At 62.5% G+C, this 17,222-nt stretch carries 15 protein-coding genes; 6 read left to right on the top strand and 9 right to left on the bottom strand.

What is annotated here, in order from left to right; all coding sequences use genetic code 11:
• Positions 1 to 13: 13 nt before the first annotated feature.
• A complete protein-coding gene (locus AC07OJ_RS11935) occupies positions 14 to 2,887 on the bottom strand; it encodes an EAL domain-containing protein (RefSeq protein ID WP_065902596.1) in 2,874 nt (957 codons plus the stop codon).
• A 279-nt stretch (positions 2,888 to 3,166) separates the two neighbouring features.
• Here AC07OJ_RS11935 and uvrD point away from each other — a divergent pair, with 279 nt between their 5' ends.
• From uvrD to AC07OJ_RS11920, 3 genes are all read left to right on the top strand, one after another.
• Positions 3,167 to 5,350 (top strand): DNA helicase II, encoded by a 2,184-nt coding sequence (gene uvrD, locus AC07OJ_RS11930; protein ID WP_106802256.1) that lies wholly within the window; start codon positions 3,167 to 3,169, stop codon positions 5,348 to 5,350.
• A gap of 271 nt (positions 5,351 to 5,621) precedes the next feature.
• Positions 5,622 to 6,494 carry a Tim44 domain-containing protein gene (locus AC07OJ_RS11925; RefSeq protein WP_065902599.1) on the top strand — a complete coding sequence of 291 codons (873 nt, stop codon included), beginning with the start codon at positions 5,622 to 5,624 and terminating at the stop codon, positions 6,492 to 6,494.
• Between the two features lie 136 nt (positions 6,495 to 6,630).
• A complete protein-coding gene (locus tag AC07OJ_RS11920) occupies positions 6,631 to 7,038 on the top strand; it encodes an SMI1/KNR4 family protein (protein ID WP_017739032.1) in 408 nt (135 codons plus the stop codon).
• Positions 7,039 to 7,117: 79 nt separating this feature from the next.
• Here the strand turns inward: AC07OJ_RS11920 and AC07OJ_RS11915 are convergent, their stop codons facing one another.
• Entirely contained in the window at positions 7,118 to 8,881 is a 1,764-nt protein-coding gene (locus AC07OJ_RS11915; RefSeq protein ID WP_495094585.1) for a cation:proton antiporter, read from the bottom strand.
• Positions 8,882 to 9,172: 291 nt separating this feature from the next.
• Between AC07OJ_RS11915 and AC07OJ_RS11910 the strand changes: the two genes are divergently transcribed.
• Positions 9,173 to 9,655 (top strand): acyl-CoA thioesterase, encoded by a 483-nt coding sequence (locus tag AC07OJ_RS11910; protein ID WP_065902603.1) that lies wholly within the window; start codon positions 9,173 to 9,175, stop codon positions 9,653 to 9,655.
• A 21-nt stretch (positions 9,656 to 9,676) separates the two neighbouring features.
• Here AC07OJ_RS11910 and AC07OJ_RS11905 read toward each other — a convergent pair whose 3' ends face one another.
• Both AC07OJ_RS11905 and pdxY read right to left on the bottom strand, forming a co-directional pair.
• Positions 9,677 to 10,708 carry a hypothetical protein gene (locus AC07OJ_RS11905; protein ID WP_495094584.1) on the bottom strand — a complete coding sequence of 344 codons (1,032 nt, stop codon included), beginning with the start codon at positions 10,706 to 10,708 and terminating at the stop codon, positions 9,677 to 9,679.
• A gap of 82 nt (positions 10,709 to 10,790) precedes the next feature.
• On the bottom strand, positions 10,791 to 11,663 hold the full coding sequence (gene pdxY, locus AC07OJ_RS11900) for a pyridoxal kinase PdxY (protein ID WP_106802254.1): 873 nt from the start codon (positions 11,661 to 11,663) through the stop codon (positions 10,791 to 10,793).
• Between the two features lie 117 nt (positions 11,664 to 11,780).
• On the opposite strand from pdxY, the gene AC07OJ_RS11895 reads away from it, so the two are divergent.
• On the top strand, positions 11,781 to 12,176 hold the full coding sequence (locus AC07OJ_RS11895) for a DUF3301 domain-containing protein (RefSeq protein ID WP_065902609.1): 396 nt from the start codon (positions 11,781 to 11,783) through the stop codon (positions 12,174 to 12,176).
• Here the strand turns inward: AC07OJ_RS11895 and AC07OJ_RS11890 are convergent.
• From AC07OJ_RS11890 to dksA, 4 genes are read right to left on the bottom strand one after another with little or no spacing between them, the layout of a single operon-like run.
• The gene (locus tag AC07OJ_RS11890) at positions 12,170 to 13,132 is read right to left on the bottom strand and encodes a CobW family GTP-binding protein (protein ID WP_495094583.1); all 963 of its coding nucleotides are present in this window, start codon (positions 13,130 to 13,132) and stop codon (positions 12,170 to 12,172) included. The two genes, AC07OJ_RS11895 and AC07OJ_RS11890, sit on opposite strands and share 7 nt — an antisense overlap.
• Positions 13,133 to 13,176: 44 nt before the next feature.
• Positions 13,177 to 13,821, bottom strand: coding sequence for a DUF1826 domain-containing protein (locus tag AC07OJ_RS11885; protein WP_106802251.1), 645 nt, complete (start codon positions 13,819 to 13,821; stop codon positions 13,177 to 13,179).
• The gene (gene zigA, locus AC07OJ_RS11880; protein WP_495094582.1) at positions 13,821 to 15,029 is read right to left on the bottom strand and encodes a zinc metallochaperone GTPase ZigA; all 1,209 of its coding nucleotides are present in this window, start codon (positions 15,027 to 15,029) and stop codon (positions 13,821 to 13,823) included. The genes AC07OJ_RS11885 and zigA overlap by 1 nt, the downstream gene beginning before the upstream one ends.
• Before the next feature lie 26 nt (positions 15,030 to 15,055).
• On the bottom strand, positions 15,056 to 15,460 hold the full coding sequence (gene dksA, locus AC07OJ_RS11875) for an RNA polymerase-binding protein DksA (protein WP_282395540.1): 405 nt from the start codon (positions 15,458 to 15,460) through the stop codon (positions 15,056 to 15,058).
• Between the two features lie 125 nt (positions 15,461 to 15,585).
• On the opposite strand from dksA, the gene AC07OJ_RS11870 reads away from it, so the two are divergent.
• On the top strand, positions 15,586 to 15,954 hold the full coding sequence (locus AC07OJ_RS11870) for a glutamine synthetase (protein ID WP_120450577.1): 369 nt from the start codon (positions 15,586 to 15,588) through the stop codon (positions 15,952 to 15,954).
• Here AC07OJ_RS11870 and AC07OJ_RS11865 read toward each other — a convergent pair.
• Complete coding sequence (locus tag AC07OJ_RS11865) at positions 15,951 to 17,162, bottom strand: N-acetylmuramoyl-L-alanine amidase (protein WP_106802248.1); 1,212 nt, start codon at positions 17,160 to 17,162, stop codon at positions 15,951 to 15,953. The two genes, AC07OJ_RS11870 and AC07OJ_RS11865, sit on opposite strands and share 4 nt — an antisense overlap.
• Positions 17,163 to 17,222: the final 60 nt, after the last annotated feature.

The raw sequence follows: 17,222 nt of genomic DNA, 5'->3' as shown, positions 1-17,222 counted from the left end.
TGAAGCCGTGCGGCTAAGGAAAAACTGCATTTTTCCGCAACAAATCGGCCAGCCCTTCGGCCGCCATCGGCCGACTGATCAGGTAGCCCTGCACCTCGTCGCAACGCTCGCCGCGCAGGAAATCCAGCTGCTGCTGATCTTCCACGCCTTCGGCCACCACCTTGAGCGCCAGCCCATGCGCCATGGCGATGATCGCCCGGGTAATCGCTGCGTCCTCCCGACCCTGCCCGAGGCCCCGGATGAAGGTCTGGTCGATCTTCACGTAGTCCACGGGGATGCGCTTGAGGTAACTGAGGGATGAATAACCGGTGCCAAAGTCGTCGATGGCCAGCTTCACACCCAGGTCGCGCAGCTGCTGGAAGGTCGCGATGATGTGTTCGACGCTGTCGAGCAGTTGGCTCTCGGTCAGCTCCAGCTCGAGGTATTGCGGGTCCAGCCCGGTCTCTTCCAACACCTGGCGTACCAGGCTGACCAGCTTGCCCTGGCGCAACTGATGCACCGACAGGTTCACCGACACCCGGATCGGCGCCAGCCCCTGGCGCTGCCACTCGCACGCCTGCCAACAGGCCTGGCGCAGCACGAATTCGCCCAGCGGCACGATCAGGCCGGTCTCTTCGGCGAGGCCGATAAAGTCCCCCGGCGGCACCATGCCCCATTGCGGATGCTCCCAGCGAATCAGCGCTTCGGCGGCATTCAGCTTGCCGGTGGCCAGGCACAGTTTCGGCTGGTAGAACACCGTCAGCTGGCGCTCCTCGATGGCCTTGCGCAGGTGGTTTTCCAGCTGCAGGCGCTCCAGGGTGCTGGCTTGCAGGCTGTCGGTGTAGAACTGGAAATTGTTGCCGCCCAAATGCTTGGCATGTTGCATGGCCATGTTCGACTGGCTGACCAGCGCGGAAATTTCCCGCGCGTTGTCCGGCAACAGGCTGACCCCCATCGAAGCACTGACCACCAGCTCATGCCCTTCCACCGTCACCGGCACCCGCAACTTGGCGAGCAGCCGCGTCGCCACCCGCGCCAGGCTCGAGAGGTTGCCATAGGCATCGAACAGCACGGCAAATTCATCACCGGACAGCCGCGCAATGGTGTCGGCTTCCGGCAAGGCGTTGATCAAGCGCCGCGCCATTTTCTGCAACAGCTGGTCGGCGACTTCATGGCCGAGGCTGTCATTGAGCAACTTGAAACGGTCGAGGTTGATGTGCAGCAGCGCCAGGCTCCGCCCGCCCAGGCGCACGCGCTGGTGGGCTTCGCGCAACCGTTCGCGGAACAGCGAACGATTGGCCAGGCCGGTCAATTCATCGTAATGCGTGAGGTAGCGCATGCGCTCCTCGGATTCGCGCCGCGCGGACAAATCGGCGAAGAATCCCACGATATGGCTGACTTTTCCGCGAACATCGCGCACCACGTTCAGCTGCAGCCACTGCGGGTACAGCTCGCCGTTCTTGCGCGTCTCCACCAGTTCGCCCTGCCAGGTGCCATGGCTGAGCAGCGCCTGGCGGATCACCGGGAAGTGGCGCCGCGCATCGCGGCTGCTGGGCAGCTCCACCACATTGCGGCCGAGCATGTCGTCGATGTCGAAGCCGGTGACGCGGCTGAAGGCCTGGTTGACCGCAATCAACGCGTAATCCGGGTCGAGGATCACGATGCCTTCGCTGGCGGCCTCGAATACCGTCGAAGCCAGGCGCTGCTGTTCTTCCAGGGCCTTGCCGGCGCTGATGTCGCGGCGCGTACCGAGCATGCGCGTGACGCGCCCGCTGGGCGTGCGCTCGACGGCGCGGCCACGGTCTTCGATCCACACCCAATGGCCATCGCCATGGCGCACGCGGTATTCGACCTGATAGTCCTCGCTGCGCCCCTTGAGGTGCTCCACCAGCGCGCGCTTGAGCAACGGCAGGTCCTCGGGGTGCAGGCGCGGCTTGAGGTGGCTGAGCATCGCCGTGACGTACTCAGGTTCCAGGCCGAACAACTCTTTGAGCTGGGTGTGGTGGACCTCGTCGGTCTGCAGGTTCCAGTCCCACAGGCCCAGTTCGCTGGCTTGCAGGGCCATGGCCAGGCGCGCCTCGCTTTTATTCAGGGCCAGGCTGGCAGCGTCGAGTTCCTGGCTGCGCTGCGCCACGCGGTCCTGCAGGCCGATCTGCGCTTCACGCAGTTCCTGTTCGACCTGGCGACGCTGCTCGACTTCGCGCACCAGTTCCTGATTCAACTGCTCGCTGCGCTGCTGCGCCTGTTGCAGATGCTCGATCAGCGCCTGGTTCTGGAAGCGTCGCAGCAGCCCGCGCTGGATCAAGCGATTGACCTGCCACGCCACCACACTCAAGGACGCCAGCAGGATCAGGCCGAGGACACCCCAGCCTTGTTGCTGCGGGGCGCCGTTCCAGAACAGGTACGCGATGGCCGGCACCAGGCACGGCAGGGAAAAGGACAGGAACGCCGGCAGACTCACGGCATAGGCCACGCTGGCCGACAGCGTCGCGGCGCCGATCAGGCCAAAGACCCAGGCCTGCTGCATAAAGCTGTCCACCGGTACCAGCGCGATGGCGGCGACGGCCAGGGTCAGCCCGCTGACCGCTGAACCCAGCATGAACATGCGGCGCCAGATCGGCTGGGCCTGGCGGCTGGGCATGGCCGAGTCAAACGCCGCCACCTGGATCACGCGCATCGCCACCAACGCCAGCAGCCAGACCAGCCAGATGCTGTCCAGCAAGTATTGCTTGGGGTTCCACAGCAGCCAGGCGCAGACCAGGCCGTTGACCAGCATTAATAAGGTAGGCAGCAACGAGCCCTGGTAGAGCAGGCGCGTGCGCTCGACCGCCATCTCGGTGGCGTAATGTTTGTGGATGACCTGCGCGGGCGCCATCGTGGGGCCGAACAGGTCGGTGCTGAGGGTCATAGGCAGTGTTCTTATAATGGTGAGCCCGAAACGTCGACGGAGCATACACAAGCACGCGCTTGGGCCAAACTGCTCCACGTCATAAAAACCTCACGTTTATCCAGCGCAAACCTAGGCGCCAGACGGCTTGAGCGAGACACGGCGGGGGCTGCGGCCATTGACCGACCAGTCATCACCCGATGCAGAATGTTTGCCCGGCGCGGATCAGCCTGGATGTTTTCCGTCGCCCGCCCGGCATTGGGATTTGCCCGAGCCCCCCCGGCACCCTAGAATGCGCCGATGCGCGATGATCTCTCCCTTTTGCTGAACTCCCTCAACGATGCCCAACGCCAGGCCGTAGCCGCCCCCGTTGGCCGTCAGTTGGTCCTGGCCGGTGCTGGCTCCGGTAAAACCCGAGTGCTGGTGCACCGTATCGCCTGGTTGATCCAGGTCGAGAACGCGTCGCCGCACTCCATCCTGTCGGTGACGTTCACCAACAAGGCCGCTGCCGAGATGCGCCATCGCATCGAGCAGTTGATGGGCATCAGCCCGGCCGGCATGTGGGTGGGCACCTTCCACGGCCTGGCGCACCGCCTGTTGCGGGCGCACTGGCAGGAAGCGGGCCTGGTCCAGACCTTCCAGATCCTCGACAGCGATGACCAGCAACGCCTGGTCAAGCGCGTGATCCGCGAGCTGGGCCTCGACGAACAGCGTTGGCCAGCGCGGCAAGCGCAGTGGTTCATCAACGGCCAGAAAGACGAAGGCCTGCGCCCGCAACATATCCAGGCCAGCGGCGACCTGTTCCTGGCCACCATGCGCAGCATCTATGAAGCCTACGAGGCCGCCTGCGCGCGGGCCGGCGTCATCGACTTCTCCGAACTGCTGCTGCGCGCCCTCGACCTGTGGCGCGACAACCCGGGCTTGCTGGCCCATTACCAGAAACGCTTCCGGCATATCCTGGTGGACGAGTTCCAGGACACCAACGCCGTGCAGTACGCCTGGTTGCGCCTGCTGGCCAAGGGCGGCGACAGCTTGATGGTGGTGGGCGATGACGACCAGTCGATCTATGGCTGGCGTGGCGCGAAAATCGAGAACATCTACCAGTATTCCGAAGACTTCCCGGACGCGGTCACCATCCGCCTGGAGCAGAACTACCGCTCCACCGCCGGCATCCTCAAGGCCGCCAACGCCCTGATCGCCAATAACACCGGGCGCCTGGGCAAAGAGCTGTGGACCGACGGCGGCGAAGGCGAGGCGATCAACCTGTACGCCGCGTTCAACGAGCACGATGAAGCGCGCTACGTGGTGGAAACCATCGAAAGCGCACTGAAGACCGGCCTGGCGCGCAGCGATATCGCGATTCTGTACCGCTCCAACGCCCAGTCGCGGGTGCTGGAAGAAGCCTTGCTGCGCGAGCGCATCCCGTACCGCATCTATGGCGGCCAGCGCTTCTTCGAGCGAGCCGAAATCAAGAACGCCATGGCCTACCTGCGCCTGCTCGAAGGCCGTGGCAACGACGCGGCGCTGGAGCGGGTGATCAACATCCCGGCCCGCGGCATCGGCGAGAAAACCGTGGAAGCGATCCGCGACCACGCCCGCCACGCCGATGTGTCGATGTGGGAAGCCATGCGCCTGCTCATCGCCAATAAAGGCCTGACCGGCCGCGCTGCCGGGGCACTGGGCGTGTTTGTCGAACTGATCGAGAACCTCGCCGCCAAGTGCTCGGAAATGCCCCTGCACTTGATGACCCAGACTGTAATCGAGCAATCCGGGCTGATCGCCTACCACGAAGCGGAAAAAGGCGAGAAAGGCCAGGCCCGGGTAGAAAACCTTGAGGAACTGGTCAGCGCCGCGCGTGCGTTCGAGAACACCGAGGAAGACGAAGAGCTGACCCCGCTCGCGGCCTTCCTCGGCCATGCCTCGCTGGAAGCCGGCGATACCCAGGCCGATGAGCATGAAGACAGCATCCAGCTGATGACCCTGCACAGCGCCAAGGGCCTGGAATTCCCCTACGTGTTCCTGGTGGGCATGGAAGAAGGCCTGTTCCCGCACAAGATGAGCCTGGAAGAGCCTGGCCGCCTTGAGGAAGAACGCCGCCTGGCCTACGTGGGCATTACCCGGGCGATGCAGAACCTGGTGATGACCTACGCCGAGACCCGACGCCTGTACGGCAGCGAGACCTACAACAAGGTGTCGCGTTTCGTCCGTGAGGTGCCGAAGGGGCTGATCCAGGAAGTGCGCCTGTCCAACAGCGTCAGCCGCCCGTTCGGTGGTGGCCAGCAGCAGAACTCCAGCAGCCTGTTTGCCGGTTCCGAAATTCCGGAAACCCCGTTCAGCCTGGGCCAACAGGTCAAGCATGCGATTTTCGGCGAAGGCGTGATCCTCAACTTCGAAGGCGCCGGCGCCCAGGCACGGGTGCAGGTGAATTTCGCTGAAGGCAGCAAATGGCTGATGATGGGCTACGCGAAGCTCGAAGCCATCTGACACCCTCCCCTTTGTAGGAGCCGGCTTGCTGGCGATGGCGGTCCTAAGACCGCCATCGCTGCGGGGCGACGACTCGACAAGCCGGCTCCTGCAATGTGAAGAATTGTGACCCTCCCTTGTTTTTCACCTGCACGGGCCAATATCTGTATTAAGTCCTACAGACCATTCTGATTCGGTCTTACGCAAAAGCCCGAAACATTATGTCGCTAGCCACTGTCACTACACCTGTGCAACATGGCGCGCGTGCAATCCACAAATGGGAATTCCCTTTATGAAACGTTTTCTTAGCATCGCCATGGCGTTGTGCATCGGCCTGACGATGAGCCTCGACGCCAACGCCAAGCGCTTCGGTGGCGGCAAAAGCATGGGCTCGGCACCGACTCACCAGACCAGCCAAATGGCTCCTTCCGCCGGCGGCATGGGCGGTGCAGCCGCCACCGCAGGCGCAGCCGGTGCTGCTGGCGCCGCGGCCAAGGCCGGCGGTGCTTCGCGCTGGTTGGGCCCTCTGGCCGGTATCGCGGCCGGTGGCCTGCTCGCTTCCATGTTCATGGGCGGCGGCTTCCAGGGCATGCAGATCTTCGACATCCTGATCTTGGCGGTCATCGCTTTTGTGATCTTCCGCTTCATCGCCGCCCGTCGACGCAAGCAGCAGGAGCACCTGGCTCCAGCCGGCGCGCCGATGCAGCGTGAAGTGTTCGAGCAGAAGCCAGCCATGGGTTCGATCTTCGGTGGTTCGGCCGCGCCTGCCGCCGCCCGCCCGGTGATCAACGCCCCGGCGTGGTTCAACGAAGAGCGTTTCGTCGAAGCAGCCCGCAGCCACTTCCAGTCCCTGCAGCAGCACTGGGACGCCAACGAAATGGACAAGATCTCCGAGTTCGTGACCCCACAACTGCTGGAGTTCCTCAAGCGCGAACGCGCCGACCTGGGCGACGCTTTCCAGTCGACCTACATCGACGACCTGCGCGTACAGCTGGAAGGTGTGGATGACCGCGCCGACAAGACCATCGCCACCCTGACCTTCAGCGGTGTGTCGAAGACCTCGCGTTTCGACCAGGGCGAAGTGTTCAGCGAAAGCTGGAACATGGAACGCGCCCAAGGCGACAACCAGCCTTGGCTGGTCGCCGGTATCCGCCAGAACGGCTGATACCCGCACGCTTGAGCAAGCCGTAACAAAAAACCCCGGACCTGTCCGGGGTTTTCTATTTCACGGTTGCACTTATAGCGAGCTACTGTATAAAACGCCCCTATAAACCGCGCCATCTAGCAAGAGGATCCCGGCCGTGGAAGAAATCATCGAACAATTGCGTGAAGCCAACGAACCGGTCCCGGTTCCTCTGGAACTGCCTGACGAAGACCAACTGGTGGAAATCGAGGAACAACTGTTCATCGACATCCCGTTTGTGTTCCGCGAATTCCTGCTGACCGTCAGCGACGTGGTCTACGGCAGCCTGGAGCCGGTGACCGTCACCGACCCGCAATCCCACACCTACCTGCCCGACGTGGCCGCCAACGCCTGGGATGCCGGCGTTGATCGCAGCATGATCCCGATCTGCCAGGACGGTGACGACTACTACTGCGTCGAAGAAGACGGCACCGTGGTGCTGTGGTCCGGCGAAGAAGAACTCGTCACCGAAGAAACCTGGGAATCGGTGTGGCACTGGGCGCGGGACGTCTGGCTGGAAAGCTGATCCCACAAGGCTTGTGTGGCGAGATTACTATTCAGGGCTGCTGCGCAGCCCAGCGCAAGCAAGCTCGCCACAGTTGCTCTCAATGCTCCGGCGTGTCCTTGTGGTTATCCAGGGTCTCCAGCAAGGCGACCTGCATGCGCGTATGCACGCGGATGAACCACCGCCAGAGCACGGCCGCCACTGCGGCCGTGACGACGGCGATCAGCACCAGCAACTTGTTGGTCGGCAGAATGCTGGCCGACAAGGCCGCCAATAGCAGGAAGATCCCCAGCAGCGACAACAGCGGGATCAGCTCGGCGATCACGCGTCGTACACGCTGGGTGTGCCGCCCGGCCATTTCCGGCTTCACGCTCATCTCTGCCAGCAACATCGACAACGCCTTGAGCTTGCGGTAAGCCGCAATCAGGAACGGCAGCGACAACAGCAGCGCCCCACCCCAGATCAATGCCTTCTGCCAGCTTGGATCACTGATCCACCCCTCCAGATACCCGCCAATGCGCGCCGCGAAGTAACTGCCGGCGAAGAAGATCGCCACCACCAGCGCCAGGTTCACCCCCACTTGCAGGATAATCTTGCGAATCATCGACGCCAGCATCGCGCCCTCACCCTGCGGCTGGATACTGCGCAGCCACTCGCCATACAGGCCAAACACCCGGCTCAGGCGCTTGGGCATCACGGCGGCAATCTTCAACGACAACGGGTCGGCACCCCGAATCAAGTACGGCGTGAGCAACGTGGTGATCGCCGAAACGGCAACCGCCACCGGGTACAGGAAGTCGCTGGTCACCTGCAAGGTCATCCCAAGCGCGGCGATGATGAAGGAAAACTCGCCAATCTGTGACAGGCCCATGCCTACGCGCAGTGAGGTCCGGCCATCATTGCCGGCGATAAACGCGCCCAGGCCGCAGGACAGCATCTTGCCCAGCACCACCGCCACGGTGATTACCGCAATCGGCCAGGCGTATTGCAGCAGGATCTGCGGGTCGATCATCAAGCCAATGGCGACGAAGAAGATGGCGCTGAACATGTCGCGAACCGGCTCGATCAGGCGTTCGATCTTAATCAACTGGCGCGATTCGGCCATGATCGCGCCAATCAGGAACGCGCCCAGCACCATGCTGTACTCCAGCTTGACCACCAGCAGGCAGAAACCGAAACACAGGCCGAGCACGGTGATCAGCAGCATTTCGTTGCTTTCAAACTTGGCCACGTAGGCCAGCAGGCGCGGCACCAGCAAAATGCCGATGACCAGCGCGACGATCATGAACAGCGAGAGCTTGCCGACCGTGGAGAACACCTCGCCGGAGCTGACCGTGCCACTGACGGCGATGCTCGACAGCAAGGCAATGATGCCGATCCCGAGGATGTCTTCCACGATCAGCACGCCAAAAATCAGCTGGGCGAAGCGCTGGTTCTTCATCTTCAGGTCATTGAGCGCCTTGACGATGATGGTGGTCGAGGAGATCGCCAGGATTGCGCCGAGGAACAGCGAGTCCATGGTATTCCAGTCGAACCAGCGGCCGATCTCGTAGCCGATCCAGATCATCAGGATGATTTCCAGGAACGCCGCGATAAACGCCGTGGCACCGACCTTGAACAGCTTGCGCAGACTGAATTCCAGGCCCAGGCAGAACATCAGGAAGATCACCCCCAGCTCGGCGAGGGTCTTGATGGTGTCTTCGTCGTGGATCAGGCCGAAGGGCGGCGTATGAGGGCCGATGATGAAGCCGGCGACGATGTACCCCAGCACCACGGGTTGCTTGAGGCGGTGAAACAGGATGGTGACAACCCCGGCCACCAACATGATCACGGCCAGGTCCTGGATAAAGCTGATGGCGTGCATGGCGAGGGGCTCCTTGAGGGTACTGGCGCTCTTCCTGCATCCGTCCGCGCCTTTGAACGGTCGCAAAGAGCGAGAGGAAGAGTCTGCCTTGATCGTAAGAAATGCCCTGAGATGGGCTTTTGAAGGTTAACACCGCGACTTCCGCCGGAAAGCCGGTGCAATATATGGAAACAGATCGGTGCACGCGTGACGGCAAGCCGCCCAGCGGCGTCCCGTAAAGGATGGCGCTGCAAAGATTCCAGCACCCGCAGAGGTGCCCCCCAACCAATGCCTACAACCCGTGAGTGTGCTATGGAACCCGGAAACGCCCAGCTGTCGATGACGGTATTGATGACCCCTGACATGGCCAACTTCTCAGGCAATGTCCACGGCGGCACCCTGCTCAAGTACCTCGACGAAGTGGCCTACGCCTGCGCGAGCCGTTATGCCGGTCGCTATGTGGTCACGTTGTCGGTCGACCAGGTGATTTTTCGCGAGCCGATCCATGTCGGCGAATTGGTGACCTTCCTCGCCTCGGTCAACTACACCGGCAACACGTCGATGGAAGTGGGCATCAAGGTGGTCACCGAGAACATCCGCGAACGCTCGGTGCGCCATACCAACAGCTGCTTCTTCACCATGGTGGCCGTGGACGACCAGCGCAAACCCGCCGCCGTGCCACCACTGCAGCCCCACAACAGCGAAGACAAGCGCCGGTTCGTGCAGGCCCAGCAGCGTCGGCAGATTCGCCAGGAGCTGGAGAAGCGCTACCAGGAGATCAAGGCAGACGCCTAGTAAGCGCGAGCGCGCCCACGCCTACAGGTGCCAGCACTTGTCGTAGTGGGCACAGACATCAAAGCGCTGGTCCAACTGGCTCATGCGCTCCATGTGATGGTTGAGCACCTCGATCATCACTGACGTGCGTGTATTGGTGTAGTACGTGGTCATCATCTTGTCGTTGGCCTTGACCCGCTCGCGCGTGGCGAGGTCCGTCGGGTTCAGCCACTGTTGCAGCACAGCGTCCTCGATAAGCGTGAGCCGGAAGCGATAAACCTCCTTGTAGAACCCCAGCGTGCGTGTCTGCTGGGCTGCAGCCTCTTCATTCAACAGTGCGTAGTTCTGGCGATATTGAGCCCAGTAATCCTGCGGCAACGTAAACGATCCCATCGCCACCTTGCGCTTGGCAATCTGCTCCTCAAGGGCTTTGGCGGTCGTCGGTGCTTCGGCCGGGGTATCAGGGTTCATCATTTTGAACAGCTGCACGTTGGTGTCGACGATGGTGTTGATCAACGCTGTGCGCTGGGCGGTTTCGGGCAGCTGCCTGGGGAACATCGGCGTGCTGCCGGCGCATGCCAGCAACGGCGTTTCGAACATTGGCAGTGGCGTACGCGCGTCTTTGCCATTGAACCGTGACAGGCGCCGGAACGTGGTAATGCAGTTGCTCCCGTCGACGTCGAAGGTCACTTCATATTCCTTGCCGGCTTCGGGCGTGAAATTGAACGCCTTGGCGCATACGTAAGAGCCGCCGTTGGTATTGAGTCGCACGAAAAGCGGCTGGCCGGCGGGCAACTTCACTTCCAGCAGGCCACGGGTTTTCGCTGGCGGCGGCACGCTCATGTCGGCGCGGCGCCGGGTATCGGCCATCATGAAGTTGTTGAGCATGCCGGTGGTACGGCCTTCGCAGTGCTGCGCATCGAAGAGGTCGAGCGTGGAGTTCTGTGTGTTGGAGATAAAGCGCAGTTTCGCCGCATCAGGTTCGGTGGCATCCGGGTAGCTGCCGTTGACACTGCAGGCACTGAGCAGCGAGGCCAGGCTGAGCGCGGAGAAAACCCTAAGGGATGGCGACATGGATCTTCCTTGAAAAGCACAGGGGGACAAGAAGCGCCCGATAGTACCGGACGCGCTTGGCCTGACTCAATCCGGCGGAGGCCTACAACCCGATGGGCGTGGCCTCGAAGCGTACACGCGGATGGGCGATGCGGTCCTGGGCGCGCACCAGTTCCAATTCGTAACTGGCGCAGGCCTGGGTTTCGAGCAGCACTTCATGCACTGCTGCCGCCGTGAACTCGAAGGCCGCCAGCAGGCTGTCGCCGAGCAGCACACGCGCCAGGAACAGCCCGGAGGTCAGGTCGCCGACGCCCACCGGCTGGCGCGGAAACGCCAGCAGCGGCCGGCGCAGGTGCCAGCTGCCATCAGCGGTCACCAGCAGCATCTCGAAGCCATCCGGCAACTTGCCGGGGTAATCCAGGTGCTTGACCAGTACCGCCTTCGGCCCGCGCGCCAGCAACGCCTTGGCCATGGCCAGGCAATCGAACAGTGATTGCGGCTTGCGCCCGGCAAAACTGTCCAGTTCCAGCTGGTTGGGGCACAGGAAGTCGGCCATCGCCGCGGCCTCTTCCAGCAGGAAATCGCTGACTTCCTGCGGCACGATGCAGCCTTTTTCCGGATGCCCCATCACCGGGTCGCACAGGTACAGGGCCTTGGGATTGATGGCCTTGATGCGCGCCACACCGGTGAGGATCGCGCGCCCCTGGTCCGCACTGCCCAGATAACCGGACAATACCGCGTCGCAGTTGCCCAGCTCGCCGATCGCGGCAATGCCTTCCACCAGCGCCGGAATCTGCTGCGGCGCCAACACTTCTCCCGCCCATTGGCCATACTGGGTGTGGTTGGAGAACTGGACGGTGTTCAGCGGCCAGACATTCACCCCGACCCGTTGCATGGGGAACACGGCAGCGCTGTTTCCGGCGTGGCCAAAGACCACATGAGACTGGATCGCAAGCAGATGAGGTGTGCGTTTCATGCGGGAGATTTCCGTAAAGCCATTGAAATTCTGGCCGCGCAGTATGCGACTAAACGCAGCCTGTACGACAGACCGGCGACACAGTTAAGCTGCTCTCACTTTGTTGGAGTTCTTTGCATGCTGACCCTGGGAAACATCTTCGTGTTGATGCTGCTGGCGACCGCTGCCGCCTGGGTGTGGCACAACCACGGCCTGCGCGAGCGGGCGCTGGAACGGGTCAAGCAGCATTGCGCCAAGCTCGATATCGAGCTGCTCGACGGTGCGGTGGCGCTCAAGCGCATCGGTTTTGTGAAGGATGCCAGTGGTCGGCGACGCCTGGCGCGCATCTACAATTTCGAATTCACCGTGACCGGCGAGACCCGCCATCCGGGGACGATCACCCAGTTCGGCGCCCACAGCGCGCAGATCGAACTGGCGCCCTACCCGTTCGAGATCAAGACGCCATTGCCCAGTGCCAATGTGATCGAGCTGAGCCAGTGGCGCGAGGACCACGCGGCCAAGAATCGTCACTGACGGCAGGCCGCGAGCGCCATCTGCAACGCGGCCACGTCCTGTGGTGCGCTGAAAATCAATTCGATCCGCGAGTCGCGGCGCCATTCACTGGGTTGCCAGGCAAGCGAAGCGTTATCCACGGCGTTGGCGCAAATCCAGCCTTCGGCGCTGTGGATAACCAGCTTGGCGCGGCGCCATTCCAGGCTTTCCAGCCATCCGGATACCCGCACGGCATCGAATTGCTGACTCGGGTGCCAGCGCCAGCCAATACTCCAACCGCCTTCCTGGGCCTGGCTCAAGCAAATCGGCAGCGTGGGATCGTTCCAGATCGCCGGCAGTTGCGCGAGCCCCTCGGGCACGGCGAAGTTATCCACCGCGGCGGCGGCCTGTGCGCTTAATCCGGGTAGCTGCTGCAGTGGCAACTGGGCCTGGCGGGTCCAGTACACCGGGCAATCCGGCAACTGCCGTTCGACAGCCTGGCGCTGCGCGGCATCCAGCGTCTCATCCTTGTTCAATACCAATAGCCCGGCACTGGCCAGTGCTTCCTGCTGCGCCGGTGGCAACGGTTTACCCGCCGCCAGGGCTTGGGCATCGAGTACCAGTACGCAGGGCTGAACCGCCAGCACGTTCTGCCACGGCGCCTGGCGCAACTGCTTGAGCAACTGCGCCGGGTGCCCCAGGCCCGAGGGCTCGATAAACAGCCGATCCGGCTTGGCCTTCCGCAGCAGACGGCCAAGGCCTACCTGGAACGGTGCACCATTCACACAGCACAAGCAGCCACCGGCGACTTCGCCCAAGGCAATGCCGTCGTCATCCTGGGTCAGCAGCGCAGCGTCCAGGCCGATCTGCCCGAACTCGTTGATCAATACCGCCCAACGCTCGTTGGCCGGGCGTTGCGCGAGCAGGTGCTTGATCAGGCTGGTCTTGCCGGCGCCCAAAGGTCCGGCAATCACGTGGGTGGGAATGTTCTGCAGCATGAGACGCTTCATTCAGACCGTGTAGAACGCTAGATCCTACGCGGTTATGCCAGCCAATCCAGCGTCAGGATCAAGCGGCGTTCATCCATCTTCAGGGCGGGCGAGCGATGGATCAGGCCATGACCTTCATTGCCATGCCATTTCGTGCCCTTGAGCAAGGCCACCTCGCCGCAGTGAATCTGCTCGATTCGCTCGGTAGGCTCGGCCTCCGGTCGGCTCAGCAGGCGACGGTCCATCACACCTTCGCGCAACCATTGGCTGCCGATCCCGGCATAGGTGGTGATCAGCCGCACCGGCACGTGGTCCACGTGAAAGCGCGGACACATGGCCTTGTCCAACAGGCGCAGGCGTACACCGATTCGCTTGGCACCCAGCAGGCAGGCAAAGGCGCTGACCAGCCACGCTACATCAGCGATAAAACCTTCATAGCCTTCAAGATCGCGACAACTGGACGCCAGGCCCTGCAAGTTCGGCGCGGCGTCTTCGCGGCTCAACTCCACGACCAGCGAATCGGCCAACGGCTCATTGAGCGCCACCAGCAACGCGCCGAACTCGGCAATGTGCAGCGGCAACTGGCGCTGCCACAGCGCCAGGTTGACGCCGTCTTCGAGGATGTCGGACAGCGCCAGCGGGGTTTCGCCGCGGGTCTGGCGGATCACGGGGCGCAGGGGAATAACCGGGGCCAGCATCAGGCGGCCGCCTCGTCATACCAAGGGCCAAAGGGATCGTCCAGCAAGCGCCAACCGTCGACGCCCAAGGCCATTTCTTCGTCGGTGAGCAAGCAGGCATCAAGCTCGGCACGCAGGCGCGCGAAGTCGATGTTCTGCCCGATAAACACCAGTTCCTGACGGCAATCGCCAGTGCTCAATTGCCAGTTACCCATGATCGCCGCGACGCTCTCTTCGTCCTGGGGCCACTGGCTTTTTGGCACGAAGCGCCACCAGCGACCGGCAAAGCCGTGCCGCATCAGGCCGCCGGCCTGGGACCAGCTGCCCGCGTCCTGGTGCTTGCTGGCCAGCCAGAAGAAGCCCTTGGAGCGCAGCAGTTTGCCGTTGACCCATGGGCGGTCGATAAAGTCGAAAAAGCGCTGCGGATGCAACGGACGGCGCGCGCGATAGGCGGTGGAGGCGATGCCGTACTCTTCGGTTTCCGGCACATGCTCACCGCGCAGTTCCTGCAGCCACCCCGGGGCCTGCGCTGCACGTTCGAAGTCGAAACGGCCGGTATTGAGGATCTTGTGCAGCGGCACTTCGCCCATGACCATCGGGATGATTTCCGCCTGGGCGTTCAGGCGCTCGAGAATCGCCATCAGCTCCTCGCGCTCACGGCTGCTGATCAGGTCGATCTTGCTGATCAGGATCACGTCGGCGAATTCGATCTGCTCGATCAGCAGGTCGGTGATCGAGCGCTCGTCTTCCTCGCCAAGGGATTCGCCGCGTGAAGCCAGGCTTTCGGCGGCCTGGTAGTCGAGCAGGAAATTCATGCCATCAACCACGGTGACCATGGTGTCCAGGCGCGCGATGTCGGCCAGGCTTTGCTCGTTTTCGTCGCGGAAGGTAAACGTTTCGGCCACGGGCAACGGCTCGGAAATGCCGGTGGATTCGATCAGCAGGTAATCGAAGCGACCTTCCTTGGCGAGTTTTCCGACCTCCTCGAGCAAGTCTTCCCTCAAGGTGCAGCAGATGCAGCCGTTGCTCATCTCCACCAGTTTTTCTTCGGACCGGTTGAGAGTGACGTCGCGCTGCACCTCGCTGCCGTCGATATTGATTTCGCTCATGTCATTGACGATCACCGCCACACGCAGGTTGTCGCGGTTGCGCAGGACGTAGTTGAGCAGCGTGCTTTTACCGGCGCCGAGAAAGCCGGACAACACGGTAACGGGGAGACGATTGGGCATCAGGTAGTCCTCATCAGGGTGGCCGGTCAAATCGCCCGTTTATGGCGTTCGCGCAGCTCTTCACGTTCTTTGGCTTCGATACACAGCGTGGCGGTAGGACGCAGCAGCAGGCGTTGCAGGCCGATGGGCTCGCCCGTTTCGCGGCACCAGCCGTATTCGCCACGGGCCAGCAGTTCGAGGGCGTCGTCGATCTTGTCCAGGAGCTTTTTTTCCCGCTCCAGCAGGCGCAGTTGCCACTGGCGCTGCTCTTCGGCGCTGCCCACATCGGCGGGATCGCTGTTGGTTTCCTGCTCGCGCAGCTGCTGGAACTCGGCGTCGATACGCACTTGCAGTTCATTGCGCTGGGCCAGCAACAGCGCACGGAAGAAGCCTTGCTGGGCTTCATTCATGTAGTCGGCGGGTGGCTGGGCCAGGAGGTCTTGTTCAGTCATGGGGAGCGGTTCACGGGTCAGGCTGTGGTTTAATGTTATAGTATAACAATGCAAATAAGCCAATCCCCCTTGCTCGTCACGACGAAGGGCGCAATGCTGGAACCCTCCCTGCCCCGAGAAGCCCTATGAAATATCTGTGGTGCGCCCTGTTATTGGCAGCGGCAGGCTCGGCCTGCGCGCAGACACCGAGCCTGCTGGCCAACTGCACGCGCAGCGCCAACCTGCTGGCGTGTGTCGACCCGCTGGGCAATGCCTACAGCGTGGCAACGGTCGGCAGCACCACCTACCTGCGCGGCTTCGAGGTGATCGGCAAACGCTATTGGGCACAGACCAACAGCCGCTATGGGCAGCTGACGTTCTTTACCGGATTGGCCTCGGACGGTGAGGCATGGGTGGGCTACACACGGCGCGTGGGCTGGACCACCCTCAACCGGTTCTCCAGTTCGGGTGGCGCCAGCGCCAAGTTCACCTGCAGCCGGATAACCGGCTGCTAGGCCTGGGCATCCTTCTGTTCCTGCACCCAGGCCATGTAGCTGTTCATCGGCGGGTTCTTCTGGAAGTACTTCTTCAAACCTTCGAACAGGCCATCGGCAACCGCCTGTTGATGACGCGCGGTTACCAGTCGAGCACTGTCCCGCGCATTCGAGATGAACCCGGTTTCCACCAGGATCGACGGCACGTCCGGTGACTTGAGCACCGCGAAGCCGGCCTGCTCTACGCGTTTCTGATGCAACGAGGTGATGCCTTCCAGGCTGCCCAGGATCGAGTTGCCCAGTTGCAGGCTGGAAGCGATGGTGGCGTTCATCGACATGTCCAGGATCACCCCGGCCAGCATCGGGTCCTTGTCCTTGAGGTTCAGCAGGCTGGTGGCGCCGAGCAGGTCGGCGCCGTTTTCACGTTGCGCCATGAACCGCGCGGTCGCGGACGTGGCGCCGCCTTCGGACAAGGCATACACCGAAGCGCCCGACGCGGTAATCCGTGGTGCGGCATCCGCGTGCACCGAGATGAACATGTCGGCGTTGTGCTTGTGGGCAATTTCCACGCGCTTGCGCAGCGGCACGAAAAAGTCGTCATTGCGCACCAGCTTCACATCGAAGCCCTTCTCGCGCTTCAGCCGCTTGGCCAACAGCTGGGCGATGGACAGCACCACGTCTTTCTCACGCTGGCCTTTGGAGCCGACGGCGCCGGGGTCCTTGCCGCCGTGGCCGGGGTCGACCACCACGATGATGTCGCGCTTGGGATGAGCCTTGTCCACCGGTGCCACCAACGGCGCAGGCTGCGCCGCGATCTGGCGCGGCGCATGGGTGGCGCCGGTCAGGTCCAGCACCAGCCGGTGCCCTTGGCCGTCCTGGGGCGGCAACAAAAAGCTGTTGAGCTGCATCGGCGCGGCCAGGTCGAGCACGATCCGCGTATCGCCCTTGCCGAAATGTCCGGAGCGAATCGACGTGATCCCGCTGCCCTTGAGCATCAACTGGGAGAAATCCCCACTGAGCCCCGCGCCGCTGAGGTCAATGATCAGGCGCTCGGGTGCGCTCAGCGAAAAGGTCTTGTATTGCACCGGCCCGCTGAGGTCGAACACCAGCCGTAGCTTGTCGTCCGAGCGCCACAGGCGCGCATTGCGAATCTGCGTGGCCGACGCGGTGAAAGGCAAGGTGAACAGCGGGCTGGCCAGAAGCAGGTTTAGGAGCTGACGTCTGTGCATGACAAATACCGCAAATAAAGGAGCGTCCCTGCTCGACATGACTGAAAAAAGGCTGGAGCA

The sequence above is a fragment of the Pseudomonas sp. GW821-FHT09C08 genome (assembly GCF_059418125.1).
The sequence above is the reverse complement of the archived record's forward strand: the minus strand, read 5'-3'. Positions and strand labels throughout refer to the sequence as shown.

Coding starts and splice junctions, on each gene's coding strand:
- AC07OJ_RS11905 (WP_495094584.1), bottom strand. CDS start 10,708: ATGTCGCCATCCCTTAGGGTTTTCTCCGCGCTCAGCCTGGCCTCGCTG.
- dksA (WP_282395540.1), bottom strand. CDS start 15,460: ATGACTGAACAAGACCTCCTGGCCCAGCCACCCGCCGACTACATGAAT.
- AC07OJ_RS11865 (WP_106802248.1), bottom strand. CDS start 17,162: ATGCACAGACGTCAGCTCCTAAACCTGCTTCTGGCCAGCCCGCTGTTC.
- uvrD (WP_106802256.1), top strand. CDS start 3,167: ATGCGCGATGATCTCTCCCTTTTGCTGAACTCCCTCAACGATGCCCAA.
- AC07OJ_RS11925 (WP_065902599.1), top strand. CDS start 5,622: ATGAAACGTTTTCTTAGCATCGCCATGGCGTTGTGCATCGGCCTGACG.
- AC07OJ_RS11915 (WP_495094585.1), bottom strand. CDS start 8,881: ATGCACGCCATCAGCTTTATCCAGGACCTGGCCGTGATCATGTTGGTG.
- AC07OJ_RS11870 (WP_120450577.1), top strand. CDS start 15,586: ATGAAATATCTGTGGTGCGCCCTGTTATTGGCAGCGGCAGGCTCGGCC.
- AC07OJ_RS11935 (WP_065902596.1), bottom strand. CDS start 2,887: ATGACCCTCAGCACCGACCTGTTCGGCCCCACGATGGCGCCCGCGCAG.
- AC07OJ_RS11885 (WP_106802251.1), bottom strand. CDS start 13,821: ATGCTGGCCCCGGTTATTCCCCTGCGCCCCGTGATCCGCCAGACCCGC.
- pdxY (WP_106802254.1), bottom strand. CDS start 11,663: ATGAAACGCACACCTCATCTGCTTGCGATCCAGTCTCATGTGGTCTTT.
- AC07OJ_RS11890 (WP_495094583.1), bottom strand. CDS start 13,132: ATGCTGCAGAACATTCCCACCCACGTGATTGCCGGACCTTTGGGCGCC.
- AC07OJ_RS11895 (WP_065902609.1), top strand. CDS start 11,781: ATGCTGACCCTGGGAAACATCTTCGTGTTGATGCTGCTGGCGACCGCT.
- AC07OJ_RS11910 (WP_065902603.1), top strand. CDS start 9,173: ATGGAACCCGGAAACGCCCAGCTGTCGATGACGGTATTGATGACCCCT.
- zigA (WP_495094582.1), bottom strand. CDS start 15,029: ATGCCCAATCGTCTCCCCGTTACCGTGTTGTCCGGCTTTCTCGGCGCC.